Source organism: Prevotella sp. oral taxon 475 (assembly GCF_018127805.1).
In the GTDB taxonomy this organism is placed as follows: Bacteria; Bacteroidota; Bacteroidia; order Bacteroidales; family Bacteroidaceae; genus Prevotella.
Window position 1 is genome coordinate 1222478 of sequence record NZ_CP072334.1, and the last position, 20470, is coordinate 1242947.

The window sequence follows — 20470 nt, forward strand, 5'->3', positions numbered from 1 at the left end:
AAACGAAAGAGAATTCAGGAGGAAAGGAAATCGACCCGATTAGGAAAATCAAATGGCGCGGAGGAATTTGACGAGAGCGTCGCGATCGGCCTTTTTGAGGTGATAGAATCGTTCGGCCGAGCGGTAGGCATCACCCTCCTTGCTGTAGGCATGCCACATGATGGCTTCGATTTCGTTGCGTGCGCGGCAGTCGTGCATTCGGTCTTCTGCTCCGGTATTCTTGACGGATAGTCCACGTCCCCAAAGCGGTGTCGTGCGGCACCAGGAACCGTGGATGTCGTTTTTCATCCGCAGGCGGTGCTGTACGAGGTCGGTGTAGGGATAGATGGTTTGGAAGGGATAGCGGGGCAGACTGAGGTTATGGTCTACGATGGCCTTCGGGGCCCAGTAGTCGTCGCTGCCGGTCTGCCATTTGGGGCGATGGCAGTGAGCACAACCAATGGCCATGAACACTTGTTTACCACGTTGAACGACGGGATTGTGCAGGTCGCGGGCACGAGCCACAGCCAGTCCGCGATGCCACACCATGTATTGCCAGAAGTTGTTGTCGGTCATCTCGGGTTTGAAGTTGTGGTAGGCGTTGTTGAACTGATGGGTTTTCGGGTCGAGCAGCGTTCTGACGGCCTGAGCAATACCCGTCTCCGTTCCGTCGGCATAATAGGGCGAAGCAGGGTTTTTCTTAATGGCGTCAATCACGCTGGCCGTTCGCGACATCGCTTCAGCCCAGGCTGTGGTGGTGTAGAGATAGGGACGGTCGGAGCGACTCACATTAGTGATATTCCACATGGCATTCGCTCCGGGGCCATCTTGGAGCGAAGCACGGGTCATGGCATAGGTAAATCGCTTGACACGCATCGTTCCATCGGCCAGCCGATACCAGGCTCCGTTGGAGCGTCCTAAGTTAGGATCGCCCGCCCAGTCGTTCTTCGCCTTGTCCCACATGCCGGGATTGAGGTCAAGGAAGCGGGCTTCGTGCTGGTATTGCTTCTTGATAGAATCCTGCGGAATAGCATCGAGAAGTCCCGTTCCATAGAGTCCGATCGTAGACTCGAGGCGGAAAGCCAGATTGGAGGGTTTGGGATAAGTGTTGAAGGCGGAGATATCGATGTTTACTTCGGGGTAGATGAGTTCATAAGGCTCGCCGTCGGGGAAGGTAAGAGGCAGTCCGCTCTCCATGGCCGTTACCTTTTTCCACTCGATACTGATGCCCGACTCGTCTACCGGCGGAAGAAATGGCGACGTGGCTTGGGTCTGTGGCATACCCGTCACCTCGGAAATGTAGGGCCCGTCGTTGCTGTTGGCCCCACCCGTGGGATGATAAATGACGAGGAGATAGCCATTGCCGCGATGCCGCGCACGGTAGTTGTCTACCCGTTTGCCATGTCCGTAGCCCGGATGACAATCGATGCAGGTAGACCGAACATAAGCCGGACCGAGGCCGCGGAGGATGGGTGTGGGGCTGAACTCCGTAAAGTAATGCTCAAACATATATTCGCCCTTGTTGAAAGCGTTGTCCAAATCGGCCTTCTCGATGGCTGGTGTGTTGTCCTGATAACAAGTGCTGCCGGTGTTTTGGGTCGTTCCTAACTCGCCGCCGGGATACCATTCGTCGGCCGAGAAGTTGCCGACGGCCTGTCCCACGTATTTATAATCGTCTTGGTCGAGCACCTCGATGTCGTCGTCTTTCGAACACGAAACCGACAGCATGGCAAGAGCCATACCGCCAAAGAGTAGACTTCTAACATTGATACTTTTCATTCTTGTTCTTTTTTGATGAGTCACACACTTCTTCATACGTCAAAGTTGTGCCGATGATTTTTGCAATCATGGCACAACTTTGTAGAGAGAAAATAAAATCAGTTCTTAGTAATCTGACTGGCTGCAGTGTTGAGCATTTCGTCCAGTTCGCCGATTTTGTCCATCGCTGTCTTTACAACCGGAGCTCCGGGATTTTTAACGAAAGGCGTACCACTGTTCTGACAAGCTTTCAAAGCGGCGAGTGCAGCTGTGAGTTTGGCCTGAAGATCCGTGGCTAAGGTCTTGTTATGGATGTTGAGATAAGCCATAATCGAGTTGCTCTCATAGGTGCTCTTGTTGATATTGCCGTAGAGCGCATTCTGAATGCTCATGATATTGCCGTAGAAGTCGGTGAACGAATTGTAGCTATAAGGCGACTCGATGTAGTTGGGGTCGTCGTCCGGTTTAGCCGTTCCCGTTGCCGAGCGATAAGCCTGGCCCATTTTCTGGTCGGCCACTTCCGAACAAATCTTCGAACAGCCCGACACCAGAATATCTTCCACCACGTTTCTCCACGTCTTATAGGTACTCTTGGCATCTCCCTGACCGGCAGCCAGCATGTTCTGTCCGTAATATTGACCATTGACCTTTTGCTTTGTACCGAAAGCTTCGGGGTCTACCTTCTCACATTCAGCCACGCGAGCCTTGTGAGCGGCCGGAGCTTTGTCGCCCAACCAAGCCACTTCCAGTTGGTAACAGCGGTCGCGCAGATAGGCTGCTGTGGCCATAGCGAAGGCCATCTCTTGCTCACCGGTGATGTGTTTGCCGGCAAACTCGGCATCATCTTCCAGTTCTGTCTTGCTAAAGTACTTAGCCAGGCGGTTGCTACCATTGCGGAAGAAGATAAACTCCAGTCCGTGGAAGCCGCGATTCTCTTTTGCCAGGTCTGAAATGGCCTTGATGTATTCGGCACCGGTGGTGTTCGAGATAGCCGCCATCTTGGTAGCATTGGTCAAGTCTTCCGCCAATGCCTTCACTTCGAGAGGCCATGAGTCGATGCTCGGGTCAATTTCATAGTCGCTGGCAGCCCCGTAGAGCCAAGCTTCGCTCTCTTCCCAGTGGCTGCGTGCCGTTTTGTAAGAAGTACAAATGGCATCAACCTCGCCCTGTGTGACAGCCGTTCCGGCGTTTACCTTGGTCTTCAAAACCGCAATCAAGTTGTAGAGCTTCTCGGCTTCGTTGGCCAAGTTGCTATAGGTTTTGGTCACAACATCGTTCACATAGGTGGTGCTAAGGGCCTGTAAATGACGTTCTTTCGTCGTCTCTACCGGCGTTTCGTCGTCCTCGCTGCACGAAACGAATCCGGCAGACAAGGTTCCTACCATGGCCAAAGCCAAGGCATAGTTGAAAAATCTGTTCATCTGCTCTTTCTAATTATATGATTGTTGAATATAAAATTTTTGTCGAATCCCCTTTGTTTACAAGAAGAAACCCTCATAGGCGATGCCGAGATGGATGCCCGGCTCGTTGTTATAGCCGCTCTTGAAGAAACGTTTGGAATAATTGGCTTTGATAACAATCTGCGGAAGAGGATAATAATTCACACCCACAGACATACATTGCCGTGCGGTATAGTTGTAAGTGGGCTGACTCTTCTCTTTGACATACGAGTCGTAGGCCTCGTATCTGCCGAAGAGATAAAACTTCTGTCGACTTGCGCGCAACCGGGCAAACTGTGAGAAGAGGTCGTAGCCCGCCTCCACGCCCACGGCATAAGCATTCTTGCCCACGTAGCTACGGTTGTAAGGAGAGTTTTTGTGCATGTTGATTTTGGCATTGTTCAGCTTGGTCGTACCCGAGATATAACCCAGGTCGGCCTGTCCGCGTACAATCCAATTATGCCGGTTATAGGTAAAGTCGAACGATCCGATGTAGACCATCGCCCTCGTCTTATCATAGATTTTGCCCTTTCCTTCCATCTCGTTGGGCGAAGTGTTGTGCATGGCTTGTCCGGTATAGCCGCTCAGTCCTAAGCGCAGCCCAGGCAGACTGTAGTTGTCGATGCGCAGGGCAAACCCATATTTGTTGGCCGGCTTGTATTCGAAAGGCGACCCGCTGCCCGAGTGCACCCATCCGTCGCGACTGAAAAGCAGGGCATTCAGTCCGGCAACGATTTGCAATTCGTATCTGAAAGCCTTGTAACGTCCCCAAAAACTGATGCCCGTGTCGTGCCACGTGCTGGGCAGGATGGTGTTTTCACCCTCTGGCCGATAAACGGTGAAGAAGTTAAGAGGCTCGTGGTGCGCATTGTTCAGGCCCACGGGCACTACAAAATGGCCCAGTTTGATGTTGGCCCATGGGGCAAACGTTTTCTGAATCCAGAACTGTTCCAGTTCCACCTCTCCGCCTTTCTCTATCTCTTTCTCATATTCTCCGCCCTCATCGCCTTCCATTTCCACGGCACTTCCCGTCCCGGTGTGCTCAAATTCTATTTCTGTGCCCAGCTTCCAGCCTTTCCCGAAGTCGTAGCCCAGATAGATGACGGCATGCGGGATGTCGAAACGCCCGTTGCTGGGGTCGTTTTTATACAGGTTGGGCTTTTTATAACGATATTGATTATCACTGTAGAAGTGGCGCGAATAGGCCACCTCACCGTATCCGCCTAAGCTCAGGCGATTTCCTTTTGCATGATTCATCACGCTGTCTGCCGCATTCACCTGCGCCGAAGCAGGCAACGAGCCACTCAATGCCCCTATTAGAAGGCATACAATCGACTTGTTCATAGATTTTTCTTCACGCTGTTTTGACTTTATCTATCGATAGTTGAAAGAGGAAGTGTGGATTTCTGGTTACGTTCTTGCCTTCAATGTCCGGTGTGAATTGTTAAGAATTGAATTGGGGATAACCAAATCCTTGACGATCAAGAGTTGCAATCATCACCACACTTCCCTATTTTTCGCCTGCAAAATTATGGGCTTTTGTTGGAGTAAACAATACTTAAAAGTGGGTAATTATGCTTTCATTACATATAGGTATGATGTGTTTTCGCAGGCAAGCGTCTGTTTTTCTGATGACGTTTTTACGTAATTGAAAATCAAGACGTTACACGCGGATTTTCAAAAGCTAAGAAAACGCTGTGCAAAAGCTAAGAAAACGCGGGCCGAAAGCTAAGAGAATGAATGACAAAAGCTAAGAGAATGGAAAACCGTTGTGCAGAGAGCGTGAGGAAATGGTCGGCGGATAATGCTGCCGTTGAAGCTCCCCCTATATATAAAAGGTAGGATGAGGTTTGTTCCTTTTTCGTTTTTCTGATGCCGTTTCTCCCGAAAATACCTAATACTAATTATTGCCCAGTTCGCTTTTTTTTTATTACTTTGCATGCTGATTACAGACTTCTATAACTACAAATAGGTAATGAAGGTATGAAAAATCATAAAATGTATGAACCTGATGACAAGATGATTCTGCTCATTAGGGACAATTATAGCATACTTCAGACGCTGAGTGCTTTCGGCATCAGCTTGGGTTTCGGCGACAAAACGGTGAGAGATGTGTGCCAAGACCAAAATGTGGACACCTATACCTTCTTGGCTGTGGTGAATTTTGCTATCAATGGCTATCGAGATTATGACGATGCCGACCGCCTTTCCATCCCTACACTCATCAAATATCTCAAGGCCAGTCATGCCTATTTTCTTGATTTTCAACTGCCTTTCATGCGAAAAGCATTGGTGGCCGCACTCGACGAGAATGATAATTTGGCCCGGCTCATCCTGAAACTCTATGATGAGTATGCCCATAGCATACGGTCGCATATGCAATATGAAGAGAAAATGGTGTTCCCCTACGTCGACTCGCTGCTTAATAACAAGGCGCAGGGCAATTACGACATCGAAACTTTCTCGAAACATCATGGACAAACGGATGTGAAATTGCGTGAATTGAAAAACATCATTATTAAATATCTGCCATCGGATGGTCTGCATAACAATCAGCTCACCTCCGTGCTCTACGATATTTACAACAATGAGGAGTGGCTGTTGCACCACGGACAGGTGGAGGATGAGATTTTTGTACCGGCGATTAGACGTCTTGAAGCTAAGTCGAAACAGAACGATGTGTCGGTGAAAATATCAAATATGATTAGCCAGAGCTCGGACAATGTCGATAATCTCAGCGATCGGGAGAAGGAAGTGATCATCAGTCTGGTGCAGGGAATGACCAATAAGGAAATTGCCGACCATCTTTGTATCTCGATCAACACGGTTATCACCCATCGACGCAACATCGCCCGAAAGCTGCAAATCCACTCGCCGGCGGGGCTTACCATCTATGCGATCGTCAATAATCTTGTAGATATTTCTGCCGTTAACCTGTAGAAATGCCACCAATGGAGGAACAGAACAAAAGAATGGGCGAACGTCCACGCATCGCCATCATAGATAGCAATACGCTTTCATCGCTCGGACTGAAAGGCATCTTGCAGAATGTCATGCCCATTGTGCAGGTGGAAATCTTCCATTCGTTCGCCGATCTGGAGGAAAACTCCCCGGATGTGTTTTTCCATTATTTTGTGGCTACGAGCATTGTGTTGCAAAATCGCAGTTTCTTCGTAGAACGAAAGAACAAAACAATCGTGCTGACAGCCTCGACAGAGCCGGTTAGTCAGATGTCGGGCTTCAACAGTTTGTGTATTAATGTTCCTGAAAAAGAGCTGGTTCGGTCGCTTCTTCAACTCGAACAATATGCTCATGCACACGGCAGAAACCTTCCGCCCATGCCGCGGGCGTTGGAAATGAAGATTCTTTCTGACAGAGAAATAGAGGTGCTCGCCCTCATCGTGCAGGGCTATATCAACAAAGAGATTGCCGATCGGCTCAACATCGGGCTCACAACGGTGATTACACACCGCAAAAATATAATGGATAAGTTGGGCATGCGCAGCGTATCGGCACTCACCATCTATGCTGTGATGCATGGATATGTGGACATCAATAAGATTTAAGAAAGGAAAAAGGAGGGCAGACGGCTGTTGAGCGTCTGCCCTCCTTTGATCAATGGAAAACACGAATTTCAGTTTGTCTCGAACCTGCGTAGGCCGATTGGCGATGGAAAACGAACCGGAGAAAAGCGATTGTGGCTCAACGAGCGTGGCTACACGGGCCGGTTTACAGCCAGGGAGTTAAGAGATGGGCAAACCATCCCACAAATTTTTGCCATCGATTGCGAAACTTGTTCCAGCTTTGTGGCGTGAGTTGAAAGCAGTCGGCCTTGTCTTTGTCGAAGAGACGGGAGAGCTGTTGGGTGGTTTCCGGATCAATGATGAGAGCGTTTTCTTCGTAGTCGAACCGCAGGCTGCGGGCGTTGAGGTTGGCACTGCCCACAGTACAGAACCGACCATCTACGGTAATGATTTTGGTGTGATGAAATCCCGGTTCGTACATCCAAACGGTTACACCCTGCTTCATGAGCCGGTGTACATTGTAGAACACGCAATCGGGGGTCAGAGGGATGTCGCTGTGAGTGGAAACCATGATTTCTACCTTCACACCTCGCCGCACTGCATTGCGCAAAGCCTTCTTCAAACGGCGGTTCAGGGTGAGGTAAGGATTGATGAGCTTGATGCTATCCCGACTGTCTTCGATGGCTTTTGCATAAAAGTTGCGGATAATTTTGTTGCTGATATGTGGTTCGCGATTGATGATGCCCACCATTTTTCGCCCTGCCGACGTGCAGGTGTCGGGCTTGAGATGGGTAAACCGACCGGTATGAAATCCACCTTCATAGAACTCGGGACCATGAATGTGTTGATGAGTTACCTTGTTCCATATTCTGAGAAAGATGCGTTGAAGGGTGTTCACCTCGTCGCCCTCTATCCTACAGTGCATGTCTCGCCAACTGCCTACGACCTCTGTGCCTTTTATATAATAGTCGGCCACGTTCATTCCCCCGGTATAAGCGATGTTACCATCGATGACAACGATTTTCCGATGGTCGCGATGAAACACGTGATTAATCCAGGGAAAACGAACAGGATCGAACTCATAGATTTCGATTCCGCGCTCGCGTAATTCACGAAGATGCTTCTTTTTGAGAGGACGATTGTTGGAATCGTTGCCGAATCCGTCGAACAAGGCCCGAACCTTTACACCTTGTTGCACCTTCTCTTCTAAAAGGCGGAAGAGGAGATGAGCAATGGAGTCGTTGCGAAAATTAAAGTATTCTAAGTGAACGCTGTGTTGTGCTTGGCGGATAGCGGTGAAGAGGTCGTCGAATTTCTCCTGACCGCTTGTTAGAAGTACCACCGAATTGTTGTGCGAAAACCTCACACCTTCTGTCCGCATCTGGGCTACGATGAGCGAATCGGCCGTCTGTGCCGGGCAAAAGATGCTTGTCAGAAGAGCTATCGTTAGGAAAATGACTCTCAATCCTTTTCTTATCTTCATTTTTTCTCTTTACTAAAGCATGCAGCTGTAATGGTCTACCACGCCGAGTAGCTTTTTTTGTTCGTCGGCCACGAGGACGGTGTGGATTTTATATTGCTGCATGATGGCCTCGATATCGGTAATTTTTGTGGTGGGAAGCACCGTCTTGGGGTGTGTGGTCATAATGTCGGCCACGGTTTTATTGAAAAATTCTGCTTGCCATTTTTCCATGGCTCGGCGAATGTCTCCATCGGTGATGAGACCTGCTATTTGTCCTTTTTCGAGAGCAACGCCCAGGCCCAGTTTTCCTTTGCTTACGTGAATGATGGCTTCGCCCAGGTGCATGTTCCCGGGAAGGATGGGCAGATCGTTGGTGCGCATGACGTCTTGGGCGGTGGTGAGAAGACGTTTGCCGAGTTCACCTCCGGGATGAAACTGAGCGAAGTCTTTGGGTTTGAAGTTTCTCACCTGCATGAGGGCAACGGCCAAGGCATCTCCCATGGCCAGTGCGGCAGTGGTACTGCTCGTGGGTGCGAGGTTGAGGGGGCAGGCTTCTTTGGCTACTTTTACAGTGATGTGTGCGTTGCTATATTTCGCCAGGAGCGATTGTGGGTTGCGGCTCATGCCGATGATGGGAACATTGCGGCGCAGGATAGCGGGGATGAAGCGGAGGAGTTCGTCGGTTTGTCCGGAGTTGCTCAAGGCGAGGATGACATCGTTGGAGGTCATCACGCCGAGATCGCCGTGGTAGACGTCGAGTGGGTTGATGAAGAAGGCTGGTGTGCCGGTGCTGGAGAGGGTGGCAGCGATTTTAGCTCCGATGTTTCCGCTTTTGCCTACACCGGTAACGATGATCTTTCCGGTGCAGTGAAACATCATTTCGACGGCTTGATCGAAGTGTTGGTCGAGTTGTGGGATGAGGTCGAGCAGGGCTTGGGCCTCGTCTCGGAGGCATTGTGCAGCGTAGGCTCTGACATTTTTGATTCTGTCGGTTGACTGGTTCATTTTTGCTGTTGTTGAGGGGAGATTAGAGGAGTTGGGTGAGGAGAGCCTCAAGTTGATCGAGGTAGAGCATGTTGGGTCCATCGCTTAGGGCTTGGTCGGGTTGCGGATGCACTTCGAAGAAGAATCCGGTGGCACCGAACGCTTTGGCGGCGAGTGCCATCGAGGGAATGAATCGTCGGTCGCCGCCGGTGTGTCCATTTCCCGATCCGGGTCGTTGAACACTATGTGTGCAGTCCATGATGACGGTGGAAACGATGTCGTGCATGTCGGGAATGTTTCTGAAGTCTACCACGAGATTGTTATACCCGAAGCAATTGCCTCGTTCGGTGAGCCATATGTCGTGTGCCCCGGCGTCTCGAGCCTTTTCTACGGGGTATCGCATGTCGTGTGCGCTGAGGAATTGTGCCTTTTTGATGTTGACCGTTTTCCCGGTTTGTGCGGCGGCGACGAGCAGATCGGTTTGCCGACACAGAAAGGCGGGTATTTGGATGACGTCCACCACTTGGGCGACTTCTCTTGCTTGCCAGGCTTCGTGGATGTCGGTGAGCAGGCGTAGACCGAATCGTTCTTTGACGTTGGCCAGCATCTGGAGCCCAGTCTCGAGGCCTGGTCCTCGAAAGGAGCTGATCGAAGTGCGGTTGGCTTTGTCGAAGGAGGCTTTGAAAAGGATGTCAATGCCCAGGCGGGTATTGATCTGAACGAGTTGTTGGGCTACGGTGTCGAGCAGTTCTTGCGATTCGATGACGCAGGGTCCGGCTACGAATACGGGCTTTTTGTTGTCTGTTTGTTCCATGTTGTGTTATTGTTCTGGAGGCGAGGGCCGTCTCAATGGATGGTACAAAGGTACGAATTATTTTTTTAGGAGTAAGGAGATTTCTTTTAAGGAGGAGTGAAGGAATAAAAGGAGTTAAGACATTTCCTTCAATTCTTTCATCCCTAAAAGACACATTTGTCTTTACTCTTTTTACTCCTCTCACTCTTTCACTCCTCAAAGAAGCATTTGTCTTTGTTCCCTTTTATTCCTCTCACTCCTTCACTCCTAAGAAGCCTCCTTCCCCAAAAAAATCGTACTTTTGCAGATGAAAAAGAAAAAGATAGGAAGATGAAAGAAATTAATTGGGGATTTATTGGCTGTGGCGAGGTGACAGAGAAAAAGTCGGGCCCGGCTTTTAACGAAGTGGCGGGATCGCACGTGGAAGCTGTGATGAGCCGAACGGAGGAGAAAGCCCGATCGTATGCCGAACGACACCGAATTAGGAAATGGTATACCGACCCGAACGAACTCGTGGGTGACCCCGAGGTCAACGCCGTCTATATCGCTACGCCGCCCTCCAGTCATGCTACTTTCGCTTTGATGGCCATGAGGGCTGGAAAACCCGTCTATATTGAAAAGCCGCTGGCTGCGAGCTACGAAGACTGTGTGCGCATTAATCGCGTGAGCGAACAGACGGGGGTACCCTGTTTCGTGGCCTACTATCGAAGATACCTGCCCTACTTCCGCCGCGTAAAAGAGATTGTGGACAGCGGTGTGCTCGGGCGTATCGCTAACGTGCAGATCCGTTTCTCCGTTCCCCCGCGCGACCTCGATCGTGCTTTGGGCAATGCTCTGCCCTGGCGATTGCAACCCGATGTGGCCGGTGGTGGCTATTTCTACGATCTGGCTCCTCATCAGCTCGACCTCATTCAAAATCTCTTCGGCGTTATCACCCGCGCACACGGTTATTGTGCCAATCGAGCACAACTCTATAAGGTGGAGGATACGGTGAGTGCGGTCTTCGAGTTCGACAGCGGCGTGGTGGGTAGTGGCAGTTGGTGTTTCATCGGGCATCAGAGTGCCAAGGAAGATCGCATCGAAGTGATTGGTGACGGCGGTCGACTCTCTTTCTCTGTTTATACCTACGACCCCATCCAGCTCGTCACTACCGAGGGAGCTACGAGCATCGCCATCGACAATCCGCCCTATGTCCAACTGCCCATTATCCGCTCTGTGATAGAAGATTTGCAGGGCATCGGTAGGTGCGACTGTACCTCGGTGAGTGCTACACCGGTGAACTGGGTGATGGACCGGATTCTCAATAAATTCTGATGCGGATGAGGAACTCAACGTGGAAGACGTCTCGATGGCGGGGCTGCCTGGCCCTTCTCCTATGGCTTGCTTCGGCAGTTGCGGCTGCAGGCAATGTGCCGATACCTTTGACGGGAGATAGCGCGACGTCGGTTATCTCTACCGGCAAGAAAAAGCCTTTCCTCAAACGGGTAGGGGGAGCACTCTACGAGTTTGTTAAAGACTTCAGTCGAGTGGATACGCACTACGTCGAACCACAGAAATACAACTTCACCGTGATGCTTCAAAACACTAACACCTACGAGCTCTACCGACTCAACACCAACGACGGCTTTTCGGTTACTTTTGCTCCCGAGCCTACTGTTAAGCTCGGACCTTACGTGGGTTGGCGATGGGTGTTCCTGGGCTACACCGTCGGACTGAGACGACTCTCTGGCAATAACAAGGAAGAGTTCGACCTGAGCTTCTACAGTTCGCAAATCGGGGTTGATTTCTTCTACCGCAGCACCGGTAACAACTATAAAATCAAAAGCATTTCGTTCAACGAGAAAGTAGACCCCGCACCCATCCTCGGAGCCCCTTTCAACGGATTCGAAGCCAGCATTCGGGGGTTCAACCTCTACTACATTTTCAACCACCGTCGGTTTTCCTATCCCGCCGCTTTCAGTCAGAGCACCATCCAGCGGCGCAGCGTGGGCAGTATGCTGATCGGCATGGGTTATACTCGCCACCGGTTGAGCATTGACATCGGTCAGCTTGACGGACTTCTCGCCAATCGACTCAGACTGACCAACACCCACCTCATTCCGGCCGACAGTGCCTCTTTCGGAAGGGTGAATTATACCGACATCTCCCTCTCGGCCGGCTATGGCTACAACTGGGCCTTTGCCCGCAACTGGCTGTTGGCAGGGTCGCTCTCGCTCGGACTGGGCTACAAACGAACCACCGGCGACGTTGAGAACGAGAAAACCTCTTTCCGCGAATTCCTCTTCAACAGTATGGCCGTCGACGGTGTGGGCCGGTTTGCCCTCGTCTGGAACAACTCACGCTGGTATGCCGGAGCCAGTGCCATTCTTCACGCCTACAACTATCGGAAAAGCCGATTCTCGACCAACAATATGTTTGGCAACCTCAACTTCTACGTGGGGTATAATTTTGGGAAACGCAGCCGATGAGGCTTTCTCCCTACAACCGTAAAAACAGAAATGATGAAACAAAGAATCTCCATCCCATTGTTTGTTAGGAAGAGAATGTTCCGGATGTTGCTCCCGACGCTCCTCTTTGCTACTCTTACCGGTCGAGCCGCCACGCCGCAATATGTAAAACGAGACAGTGCTCAGGTGGTGAAATGGCTCGTCGAGGTCCAAGGCGACGCCCACCTCAGATCTTCGTCAGCCTCAGGCCGACTTATGCTCCACTTCGCCCGCAAATTTCTGGGCATTCCTTATGTGGGCGGCACGCTGGAGCGGAACAGCACCGAGCAGCTTGTCGTGAACCTGCAAGAGTTGGACTGTACCACGTTCGTCGAAACCGTTCTGGCCCTGACGCTATGCGCTCGTAATGGAAAAACAACTTTCGCCGACTTCTGCCGTTTCTTGCAGTTCGTTCGCTACCGCAACGGTGAGGTAGCCTATCCCGCCCGCCTACATTATTTCTCGGAGTGGATTGCCGACAACACGGCGATGGGCTACGTGGGCGAAGTGAAATGGAAACAGAAACCTTTTACGGCGCTGCAAACACTGCGAATCGACTACATGAGCCGTCATCCCGAGCTGTATCCCATGTTGCGGGCTCATCCCGCCTGGGTGCAGCCTATCCGGGCGATGGAGGAGCGGCTCTCGGGCTTACAAGTGCGTTACATTCCCAAACACGAAATCGGCAACACGCCCGTCTGTCGACAAGCGATTGCGGATGGCGACATTCTGGCCATCGTCACCTCGCGGGCAGGGCTCGACACCAGTCACATCGGTATCGCCGTTTGGAAAGCCGACGGGCTGCATCTGCTTCATGCCTCCTCGCTACGGCATCGGGTGGTGGAAGACCGTCCCACTCTGCGCGCTTATATGAACCGTCAGCCATCGCAGCTCGGCATCCGAGTGGTACGCGTGAAATAATTGAGAGAAGCAGTCGGCCCCTGCCGAAAATTTGAAAATGAGAAAAACAAAGCTTCCGACTACTCGGAAAGCTCAAAAATGAGAAAAACAGAGCTTCCGACTACTCGGAAGGCTCAAAAATGGAAAAAACAGAGCTTCCAACTACTTGGAAAGCTTGAAAATGAGAAAAACAGAGCTTCCAACTACTTGGAAGGCTCAAAAATGAGAAAAACAGAGCTTCCAACTACTTGGAAAGCTCAAAAATGGGAAAAACAAAGCTTCCAACTACTTGGAAGGCTTGAAAGTCCCCCCCGACCCTCTAACTGAGAGGGTCGGGGGCTTCTGTTAGAACGTCATTCGAAACATAATGCGGACGCCGTGCTTGTGGGCCGTCGGAAGATGGTTATAGTTGATGCGGTGCACATATTCCACATGAAAAACCTTGAAAATGTTGTGCACGCCGGCCACTGCCTCGAGGTAAGGGCGGCGGGGATTCATCACATAGGTACCTTCGGGGAAATACATCAGCAGCGTACTGCCGGCATTCTCTGCCAGGGTGGGATTGTTCTTCGAGGTGAGCGTTCCCCACAGACCTTTCACGCCGATGAATTCGCGCCACTTCAGTTTTCGAAGCAGCGGGACGCGGTTGAAAATCTTCCCGTTCATATCCCAGCTCAGGTCGAAACTGGCGTAACGGTCGTTGAGGAATTCCATGTTGTTCATCAAGCTGAACGTACCCTTCTGTTTGATGTACGAGAGATTGGCGGCAGGCATGATGAGCAACAGAAAGGGAACGCGGTTCCATTGGGCACCGGCATTGAGACGGACATCGATTTTCCCCCAACTGCTCATCCAAAAACGTTTGTAGAGTCCCACCTCGGTGAGATTATAGCGATAGTCGCCGCCGAGAAAACCTTTGATGCCGAGCGTGTGCGAGAGGGTGAAGACGGGGGCATCGAGATTGATGGGCAAACGTCGCTGCTTGGTGTTGATATAGGTGCGACCGGGGGCGAGTTCCACCTCAAGATGCACCTCGGTGGTGCGAATCTTCCCGTTGTGGAGCAGACAGCCGACGTCGGTTCCAGGCGCAATGAAAGGCGCAACGGGATAGCTCAGCGGCTCGAAGAAGAGGGCTCCGGCGGCTTCATTCTCCTCGGTTTTCAGGCTCAAGATGGTTTTGAGCCCCCAGTCTTCCTCGCGTTCGAAGGTGAGCTGCTGCCGATTGTAAAACATCATCTTGTCTACCTTGGTCCACTTCAGAGCGGTGAAGACGTTATCTTTGTCGGTGCGCATAAACTTGTCGGAGGGCGACATCACGTCGTAGGTGGACGAGAAGGAGAGCGTGCGGCGAGGAAACTCGCGCGGTAGATATTCTTTCTTGTTGAACGAGTAGATGGCTTCGGCCCGATAATAATTCTTCTTGCTACCCCAGCCGCGGGCGATGTAGCCGGAGGCAAACCAGTGTTTGTTGAGATGGGCGGTGGTTTGTGCACTGAGGCGGGTGCGTAGTCCGTCGATGAAGTTTTGGGTGATCATCGTGTTGATGGGCCCGATGTCCACCCGGCTGGGATGCTCTTTGGAGCCGGTCTCGACGAAATTCTCGATCAGTGCCTTCGCTCCGAAGAGGATATACTTAAAACCTTTGATCTGTTGGATGCGGCGCACGAATTCATCCATCGACGATTCGCTCTTGGTGAGTTCCACCGCTCGGTATCGTTTCCAAAAATCTTCGTTGCGCATCAAGGCGTCGGCCTCGTGTCGTTCTTTGGCCCGACCTTTGAAGAGGCGGGCGGGCAGAGGCTCGAAAGTGTAATCGTCGAGGCGTGTGGTACGGATGACGATGCACTTCGAAAAGAGTTTGTTCACTTTCAGTTCCACTACCATGTCGTCTGTGCTCAGAGCCCATTCGCCGTTAGGCAGACGAGTGTAGGCTTGTTGTACCTGAAGGTTCTCTATGAAGTTGACATTACTGCGGGTGGGGATGGTGAGATGGCAGCGTTTGACGTGTAGAGAGGAATCGGCCAGAATGTAGAGTTCGCCGCGGAAACCGAAGTCTTGCTGATTATTGGGCAGAAATTGGAGGTGATAGCACAGATCGCGGTCTACGAGAACGGTGTCTTCGATGTAATAGCGATAGAAGCTGATGGCTCCATTGCCTATCGGACTGGTGATGGTATGTTGCAGCAGTCGCACCTGGTCGTCGTAGATGTCGATGTCGGTAAAGACGTCTTTGAGCAACGTGTTGAGCATATCGCCCGTCTCGATAAGCTGGTTGATACCCGTACTGCTTTGTCCGGTGATGATATTTTTCTCGCTTCGCGGATTTTTTCGATAGAGATGTTGTGTCACCGTTTCGTCTACCGACACGGGCAAGATGAGTTTGTCGTTGTAGGGGCAGACTTCCACGTGGTCGAGCATCCACCGTCGCTTACCGATGAAGCCGCTGTCGAGTTGTGCCGGTGTGAGGTCGTTGAGGGCGAGGGTCAGTTTTTGATACTTGGTGTATTGGTAAAAGTCATGATTGTCGAGCCGAGTGCGTTTCTTGGCGGCGATGACGCGCTTCATGAGTTCTACGGCCGGGTTGTTTTTGCGGGAATACCGACTACGTTTTTCCCGCACCACCACCTCGGCAATCTGTCGTGTGTCGGGTCTGAGCCGAATATTGAGCACGGAGGGTGTACCCGATTTCACGGCAATGGTTTTGGGTTGATAACCCACGGCACTGATGGTGAGTGTCCATCCCTCGCGTCGTGGGATGCGGAAGTACCCCTGTGTGTTGCCCGAGACGGCTATGCCATGGCCTTTGTAGGCAATACTGGGCAGCGAGAGAGTGTCGCCGGTGATGGCGTTGGTCACCACGCCCGTTATCACCGCCTGTGGTGGAGCGGTAGAGAAGTCTTGTGCTGCGACGGGCAGCATGAGTATGGAGATCAGTGTTGTGAGGAGGAATCTAATCATTCTTTTGTTACCTGTTGTCAATCTGTGAAATTCGGTTGTTTTTTACTCGCTTTCGAACGGTTTGAACCGTCTGCTGAAATATTTTATGGCGTGAGAAATGCTCCGAGGAGGGGAAATATTTTATTTTCTCGCTGCTGAACTCTCCGTGACGGAAAAATATTTTATTTTTTCTCCATTGGGCTCTCCGCGACGATAAAATAATCTATTTTCAAGCCGCAGAACCTTTCGTAGCGGGAAAATAATTTATTTTTTCACCGCTGGGCTCTCCGTGATGGAAAAATATTTTATGTCGGCGTAACTGGCGTTTGATGCCCTCCGATGATTGATCGGGAAGGTTTTACCGGAGGGTTATGAGCCTTAGAGCGGAGGCTTTCTTAAAGGAGAAGTCGGGATCGAGGCTGACATGAGGGGTAGAAGCTGATCCAAACGGTCGATGATGACATGGGGTAGTGTCGAGTCGACCGTCTCTTCTGTCCATCCCTCGCCCTTGAACCAGACTGTGCGGCAGCCCACTTCCCGAGCCGGAAGAATGTCTTTCTCGAAACTGTCGCCCACCACCAGCACTTCATCGGCTTTGAATCCCAAGGCCTCGACGCCTAAGGAAAAGATGCGCGGGTCGGGTTTTCGAACACCGACCACGGCCGACTCGATAACGTTCTGGAAAAGATGGTCGAGCCCCATCTCGCTCAACACCCGAGTCAAATTACCGTAGAAGTTGCTCACCAGCACCAGTGGGCGGTCTTGTCCGAGCCTTTCCAGGATGCGACGACTCTGCGTCGTGGTTTCCTTTACCTTTTTATAGAGACGGTCGAGCACGGCTCGGTGTTTTCTCTCCAGCTCTTCATCATCGGGAAGCCAGGCCCCTATGCGGCGCAATTCTTCCATCTGCAATTGCAGTTTGAGGGCAAGCGTCTGCCGAAAACTAAAGTCGGGCTTGATGAGGGGCGTGCGTCCCAGCGTGCGTTCGGCATGAATGTAGGCCTGTCGAAACGAATCCTCGTTCGCCGGTATATTTTCGTCGCGATAGGCTTGCTCCATCACTCGAGCCCAATGTCGTCCGGAGGTATCGAGCGTTCCGCCGTAGTCGAAGATCAGACCACGGATGTCGGCCAAGCTATTTTCTTTTGTTATGGGTTGCATTCTTTCTTCTTTTTTATTCCTTCTCTCTTTGAACACTCTCTATTTTCTATATTAAAAAACGAATGTTTTCACACCTTCACTTCTTCTCACTCCCTCACTCCCTTTCATTCCTTTGCTCTTTCACTCTATTTCCTCCCTTAACTCCTTGCAGAGTTCCTCGTGTCGGCGGTGCATGTGGATATAAACGACGCTCAGAACAGTGATTTCGAATAGCGGATAAACCCACGGACAGTTGGCCAAACACGTGATGTAGAGACAGATGGCACGGACGTTGAAGGTGAGGATATTGGTGTATTTCATCAGCGGTCTACTGCCTCGGAGAAACCTCTCACGCAATTCCCGAGATATATTCTCGGGCGAGGAAAAACGCGATTTCAGTTCGGCGAAGAAGCGTTGGAACTGCGGTGTGCGCCGCTCCTGACTGCAACAGTAGTTGGCGTAGTTGTAGTAGAACAGCTTTTTGAACCACTCTCCGCGGCGCGGCAACGACTCATAAATGGCTCGTTGCTGCCGGTAGCTGTCCAGTTCGCTCCCCTCCCGACCCTTGAGAAAGAAGAGGTGAATCTGTCGGTAATAGTCGGCCAGCGAACTTTGAGGAGCGTGGCACAAGAAACCAGCCACACCCGAGAGCACCCAAATCCACATTCCCCATCTCATGTCGGTGTAAGGCATCGGCGTGTTCTGCATCCGCAGACAAATGCCCGTATAGATACAGACAAACCAAACGTCGCCCGAGAATCCGTCGAGCACCCGCCCTAAGAGCGTCCGCTTGCCCGAGAGGCGAGCCATTTGTCCGTCGGTAGAGTCGCAAAAGTTGGCCAACATCAACAGCAACACTCCCAAAAGGTTATGCCAAAGGTCGGCAAAGTGGAATAGATAACCTGCCCCCGCGCCCAAGAAAATAGAAAGCACGGTGATGGCGTTGGGATGTACGCCCAGCCGATTCCAAAAAAGGGCGAAGAGCAGACCGATAGGGCGTGTGAAATACACGTCGATGGTCTCCTCGGTATCGCTCGATTTTATCGAGTCGTGCAGCAAATTCTTAAAACTCCTTTTCATCTCAGATGGATTGTTTTCTTTTTCGCTATTCTCTCGCGCACTAAGTTTTCGATGGCCTCGGCGGCCTCTTGGCGACAGCGGGAAAAGCTGGGCCAGTCGTTAAAGTCGATAATCGAGAAACGTCCCGTCTCCTCCACGATGGCATCTCCGCCGAAAACCTCTATCGGTAGGAGTCGCGACAGCGTAGTGGCTGCCGTCTGTAAGGCCTCGATGTCGAAGGGATAGTGGTGTGCAGAACCATTTCTGCGTTCGTCGCCGAACTTCGAACGTCCATCGTCGGCAGGATAGTAATAGCGGAAAAAGCCACCCTCCACGCCGTAAAACTTCACCACATCGCCCCGCACATGGGCCGTCGCCACAACATCGGCTATCCCTCTGCGTCGGAAATGCTCGATGCACGCCTCCCGTTCGGCTTTGTCGGCGCAAAACACTACGTCGTCTTTGCTCTGCGCTGCAGCATCTCCGCGTTTCACCCAGTAGCCGTTCGGCCCTTCGATGGGTGCTGTGGGGAGATGCTCACGCCGCATCAGTCTCTCCAACTCGCTGCGCGAACAAGCCAAGACACCCGCCGTGGCATTGACAACCACCGCCCCTTGCCGCTCTTTCTCTCTCAAAATAGCCAACGTCTGCGGCCTTCGAGCCATCGAAAGATAAATCTCGGCCGTGTGTGCAGCCGTCAAATCCCGTTCGTCTACGAGCCGACTGCTGTCTGCCCCTAACCGTTCGAGCACAGAAAGCAAGATGTTGCGGTCGGCCTCCACCGAATTCGGTGAGAAAACATCATCGCGTCTAACGGCCCAAACACTGTTCATGGAGAAAATTCTCTGCCTTTTGAATATCGCCGGCATGGTCGATGTCGAGCACCTTCGTTAGCGGATAAGCCCGCAGGCAGCATCCATCGGCCACCAAAGCCCGCTGAAAATTGCGCATGCGGCTCTCACCCCGCGCGATGCACGAGCGTAAAGTGCCGAGTGCAATGGGTGTCAGTCCATAAATGCCCCCCGAGATATAGCGGCAGTCGGAGCGACTTTCATCATAAAATCCCGTGATGTTCAACGCCTCGTCCGTAGCCACATAGAGGGGCTTTTCATCATCGATGAAGCTGGTGACGCCCATGAGTCCGTCTCCTCCCTTGTTCACCACTCGAAGGAATACCGACACGTATTGGGTAAACTCTTTTTCATTGAAAATCGTGTCGACGGTGGTGAGTATGAAAGGCGAACCTTCTAAGTGGCTGCTCAGTTCGAAAAAACTGTGCATTGAGCTGGGTGTGCTCTTCACCACCACCTTCAACGGTATCTGAATTCCGTCCAAACCTTTGCGTCGGATGTCATCCAGATGCTCGGAAACAAGCCTTGTACGATCGTTGCAAATCACGAGAATCTCTTCCGCTTTGTTCTCCATGAAGATTCGCAGCAATCTGTTGACAAGACATTCTCCGCCAATCTTCACCAGCGGTTTGGGCTGTTCGACGCCCTCTTGCGCCAAACGCGAACCCTCTCCCGCCGCTATGATTGCATATTTCATCGATAATTTTCTTCTGTCTTTTCGTTGTTGAGAGGGCTTTTAGGCTCTTTTCAACGGTGATTTCTTGACAAAGGTAGAGATTACTTGCGACAACAGAAAACTTTTAAGCTATTTTTATGTGTGTCAGGCTCTTTACATGCAATTTGCAAAAGCTAAGAAAATGCACGCTAAAAGCTAAGAAAACGCGATGCAAAAGCTAAGAAAACGCAAGGCAAAAGCTAAGAGATGGAGGAGTAAGGAGAGAAGTAGTAAGAAGTAAGGAGGGAAGTAGTAAGGAGGAAAGGGGGGAGTAGTAAGGAGTAAGAAGGGAAGTAGTAAGGAGAAAAAGGCGGAAGTAGTAAGGAGAAAAGGGGGGAGGTAGTAAGAAGTAAGGGGAGGGGAAGAGCGTGTGAGTTCAGATCATCAACAACCTCTATGCGGTTGTTGATCATGACCTATTTGAAGTTGATCTCAAGCGGAAG

General features: G+C 51.3%; 17 protein-coding genes. 6 read left to right on the forward strand and 11 right to left on the reverse strand.

Annotated features, from left to right (window positions below; genetic code table 11):
- Positions 1-48: 48 nt before the first annotated feature.
- From J5A66_RS04770 to J5A66_RS04780, 3 genes are all read right to left on the reverse strand, one after another.
- The gene (locus tag J5A66_RS04770) at positions 49-1758 is read right to left on the reverse strand and encodes a di-heme oxidoredictase family protein (RefSeq protein WP_211791322.1); all 1710 of its coding nucleotides are present in this window, start codon (positions 1756-1758) and stop codon (positions 49-51) included.
- Positions 1759-1856: 98 nt separating this feature from the next.
- Positions 1857-3158, reverse strand: a complete 1302-nt coding sequence (locus J5A66_RS04775) for an imelysin family protein (RefSeq protein WP_211791323.1) — start codon at positions 3156-3158, stop codon at positions 1857-1859.
- 57 nt (positions 3159-3215) lie between these two features.
- Positions 3216-4520 (reverse strand): hypothetical protein, encoded by a 1305-nt coding sequence (locus J5A66_RS04780; protein ID WP_211791324.1) that lies wholly within the window; start codon positions 4518-4520, stop codon positions 3216-3218.
- Between the two features lie 639 nt (positions 4521-5159).
- Here J5A66_RS04780 and J5A66_RS04785 point away from each other — a divergent pair.
- Positions 5160-6116: a helix-turn-helix transcriptional regulator gene (locus tag J5A66_RS04785; protein WP_211791325.1), complete on the forward strand. Its 957-nt coding sequence runs from the start codon at positions 5160-5162 to the stop codon at positions 6114-6116.
- 32 nt (positions 6117-6148) lie between these two features.
- On the forward strand, positions 6149-6742 hold the full coding sequence (locus tag J5A66_RS04790; RefSeq protein ID WP_211791326.1) for a response regulator transcription factor: 594 nt from the start codon (positions 6149-6151) through the stop codon (positions 6740-6742).
- Positions 6743-6905: 163 nt separating this feature from the next.
- Here the strand turns inward: J5A66_RS04790 and J5A66_RS04795 are convergent, their stop codons facing one another.
- Genes J5A66_RS04795 through kdsA form a run of 3 tightly spaced genes read right to left on the reverse strand, consistent with a single transcriptional unit; the run spans position 6906 to position 9960 of the window.
- Complete coding sequence (locus J5A66_RS04795; protein WP_211791327.1) at positions 6906-8183, reverse strand: phosphatidylserine/phosphatidylglycerophosphate/cardiolipin synthase family protein; 1278 nt, start codon at positions 8181-8183, stop codon at positions 6906-6908.
- 12 nt (positions 8184-8195) lie between these two features.
- Positions 8196-9167 (reverse strand): SIS domain-containing protein, encoded by a 972-nt coding sequence (locus J5A66_RS04800; protein WP_211791328.1) that lies wholly within the window; start codon positions 9165-9167, stop codon positions 8196-8198.
- Positions 9168-9189: 22 nt separating this feature from the next.
- Positions 9190-9960: a 3-deoxy-8-phosphooctulonate synthase gene (gene kdsA / locus J5A66_RS04805; protein ID WP_211791329.1), complete on the reverse strand. Its 771-nt coding sequence runs from the start codon at positions 9958-9960 to the stop codon at positions 9190-9192.
- Between the two features lie 309 nt (positions 9961-10269).
- Here kdsA and J5A66_RS04810 point away from each other — a divergent pair, with 309 nt between their 5' ends.
- The 4 genes from J5A66_RS04810 to J5A66_RS04825 all read left to right on the forward strand — a co-directional run bounded on the left by J5A66_RS04810 (position 10270) and on the right by J5A66_RS04825 (position 13652).
- The gene (locus tag J5A66_RS04810; RefSeq protein WP_211791330.1) at positions 10270-11253 is read left to right on the forward strand and encodes a Gfo/Idh/MocA family protein; all 984 of its coding nucleotides are present in this window, start codon (positions 10270-10272) and stop codon (positions 11251-11253) included.
- Positions 11254-11258: 5 nt separating this feature from the next.
- Positions 11259-12407, forward strand: a complete 1149-nt coding sequence (locus tag J5A66_RS04815) for a DUF4421 domain-containing protein (protein ID WP_211791331.1) — start codon at positions 11259-11261, stop codon at positions 12405-12407.
- Positions 12408-12482: 75 nt separating this feature from the next.
- Positions 12483-13346, forward strand: coding sequence for an N-acetylmuramoyl-L-alanine amidase-like domain-containing protein (locus tag J5A66_RS04820; protein WP_211791433.1), 864 nt, complete (start codon positions 12483-12485; stop codon positions 13344-13346).
- On the forward strand, positions 13347-13652 hold the full coding sequence (locus J5A66_RS04825; protein ID WP_211791332.1) for a hypothetical protein: 306 nt from the start codon (positions 13347-13349) through the stop codon (positions 13650-13652).
- Positions 13653-13670: 18 nt separating this feature from the next.
- Here J5A66_RS04825 and J5A66_RS04830 read toward each other — a convergent pair whose 3' ends face one another.
- The 5 genes from J5A66_RS04830 to J5A66_RS04850 form a co-directional block, all read right to left on the reverse strand.
- Positions 13671-16244 carry a DUF5686 and carboxypeptidase-like regulatory domain-containing protein gene (locus tag J5A66_RS04830; protein WP_249110046.1) on the reverse strand — a complete coding sequence of 858 codons (2574 nt, stop codon included), beginning with the start codon at positions 16242-16244 and terminating at the stop codon, positions 13671-13673.
- Positions 16245-16640: 396 nt separating this feature from the next.
- Positions 16641-17423, reverse strand: a complete 783-nt coding sequence (locus J5A66_RS04835) for an HAD family hydrolase (RefSeq protein ID WP_211791334.1) — start codon at positions 17421-17423, stop codon at positions 16641-16643.
- Positions 17424-17543: 120 nt separating this feature from the next.
- Positions 17544-18482, reverse strand: coding sequence for a CDP-alcohol phosphatidyltransferase family protein (locus J5A66_RS04840; protein ID WP_211791335.1), 939 nt, complete (start codon positions 18480-18482; stop codon positions 17544-17546).
- Positions 18479-19294, reverse strand: coding sequence for a hypothetical protein (locus J5A66_RS04845; protein ID WP_211791336.1), 816 nt, complete (start codon positions 19292-19294; stop codon positions 18479-18481). The genes J5A66_RS04840 and J5A66_RS04845 overlap by 4 nt, the downstream gene beginning before the upstream one ends.
- Positions 19272-20009 carry an NTP transferase domain-containing protein gene (locus J5A66_RS04850; protein WP_211791337.1) on the reverse strand — a complete coding sequence of 246 codons (738 nt, stop codon included), beginning with the start codon at positions 20007-20009 and terminating at the stop codon, positions 19272-19274. Before J5A66_RS04850 ends, J5A66_RS04845 begins: the two co-directional genes overlap by 23 nt.
- Positions 20010-20470: the final 461 nt, after the last annotated feature.

Bases quoted from the DNA above. Each gene is read 5' to 3' on its own strand.
- J5A66_RS04785 (WP_211791325.1), top strand. From the start codon at position 5,160: ATGAAAAATCATAAAATGTATGAACCTGATGACAAGATGATTCTGCTC.
- J5A66_RS04815 (WP_211791331.1), top strand. From the start codon at position 11,259: ATGAGGAACTCAACGTGGAAGACGTCTCGATGGCGGGGCTGCCTGGCC.
- J5A66_RS04810 (WP_211791330.1), top strand. From the start codon at position 10,270: ATGAAAGAAATTAATTGGGGATTTATTGGCTGTGGCGAGGTGACAGAG.
- J5A66_RS04845 (WP_211791336.1), bottom strand. From the start codon at position 19,294: ATGAACAGTGTTTGGGCCGTTAGACGCGATGATGTTTTCTCACCGAAT.
- J5A66_RS04790 (WP_211791326.1), top strand. From the start codon at position 6,149: ATGGGCGAACGTCCACGCATCGCCATCATAGATAGCAATACGCTTTCA.
- J5A66_RS04800 (WP_211791328.1), bottom strand. From the start codon at position 9,167: ATGAACCAGTCAACCGACAGAATCAAAAATGTCAGAGCCTACGCTGCA.
- J5A66_RS04795 (WP_211791327.1), bottom strand. From the start codon at position 8,183: ATGAAGATAAGAAAAGGATTGAGAGTCATTTTCCTAACGATAGCTCTT.
- J5A66_RS04850 (WP_211791337.1), bottom strand. From the start codon at position 20,009: ATGAAATATGCAATCATAGCGGCGGGAGAGGGTTCGCGTTTGGCGCAA.
- J5A66_RS04830 (WP_249110046.1), bottom strand. From the start codon at position 16,244: ATGCTGCCCGTCGCAGCACAAGACTTCTCTACCGCTCCACCACAGGCG.
- J5A66_RS04775 (WP_211791323.1), bottom strand. From the start codon at position 3,158: ATGAACAGATTTTTCAACTATGCCTTGGCTTTGGCCATGGTAGGAACC.
- J5A66_RS04835 (WP_211791334.1), bottom strand. From the start codon at position 17,423: ATGCAACCCATAACAAAAGAAAATAGCTTGGCCGACATCCGTGGTCTG.
- kdsA (WP_211791329.1), bottom strand. From the start codon at position 9,960: ATGGAACAAACAGACAACAAAAAGCCCGTATTCGTAGCCGGACCCTGC.
- J5A66_RS04840 (WP_211791335.1), bottom strand. From the start codon at position 18,482: ATGAAAAGGAGTTTTAAGAATTTGCTGCACGACTCGATAAAATCGAGC.
- J5A66_RS04780 (WP_211791324.1), bottom strand. From the start codon at position 4,520: ATGAACAAGTCGATTGTATGCCTTCTAATAGGGGCATTGAGTGGCTCG.
- J5A66_RS04770 (WP_211791322.1), bottom strand. From the start codon at position 1,758: ATGAAAAGTATCAATGTTAGAAGTCTACTCTTTGGCGGTATGGCTCTT.
- J5A66_RS04820 (WP_211791433.1), top strand. From the start codon at position 12,483: ATGTTCCGGATGTTGCTCCCGACGCTCCTCTTTGCTACTCTTACCGGT.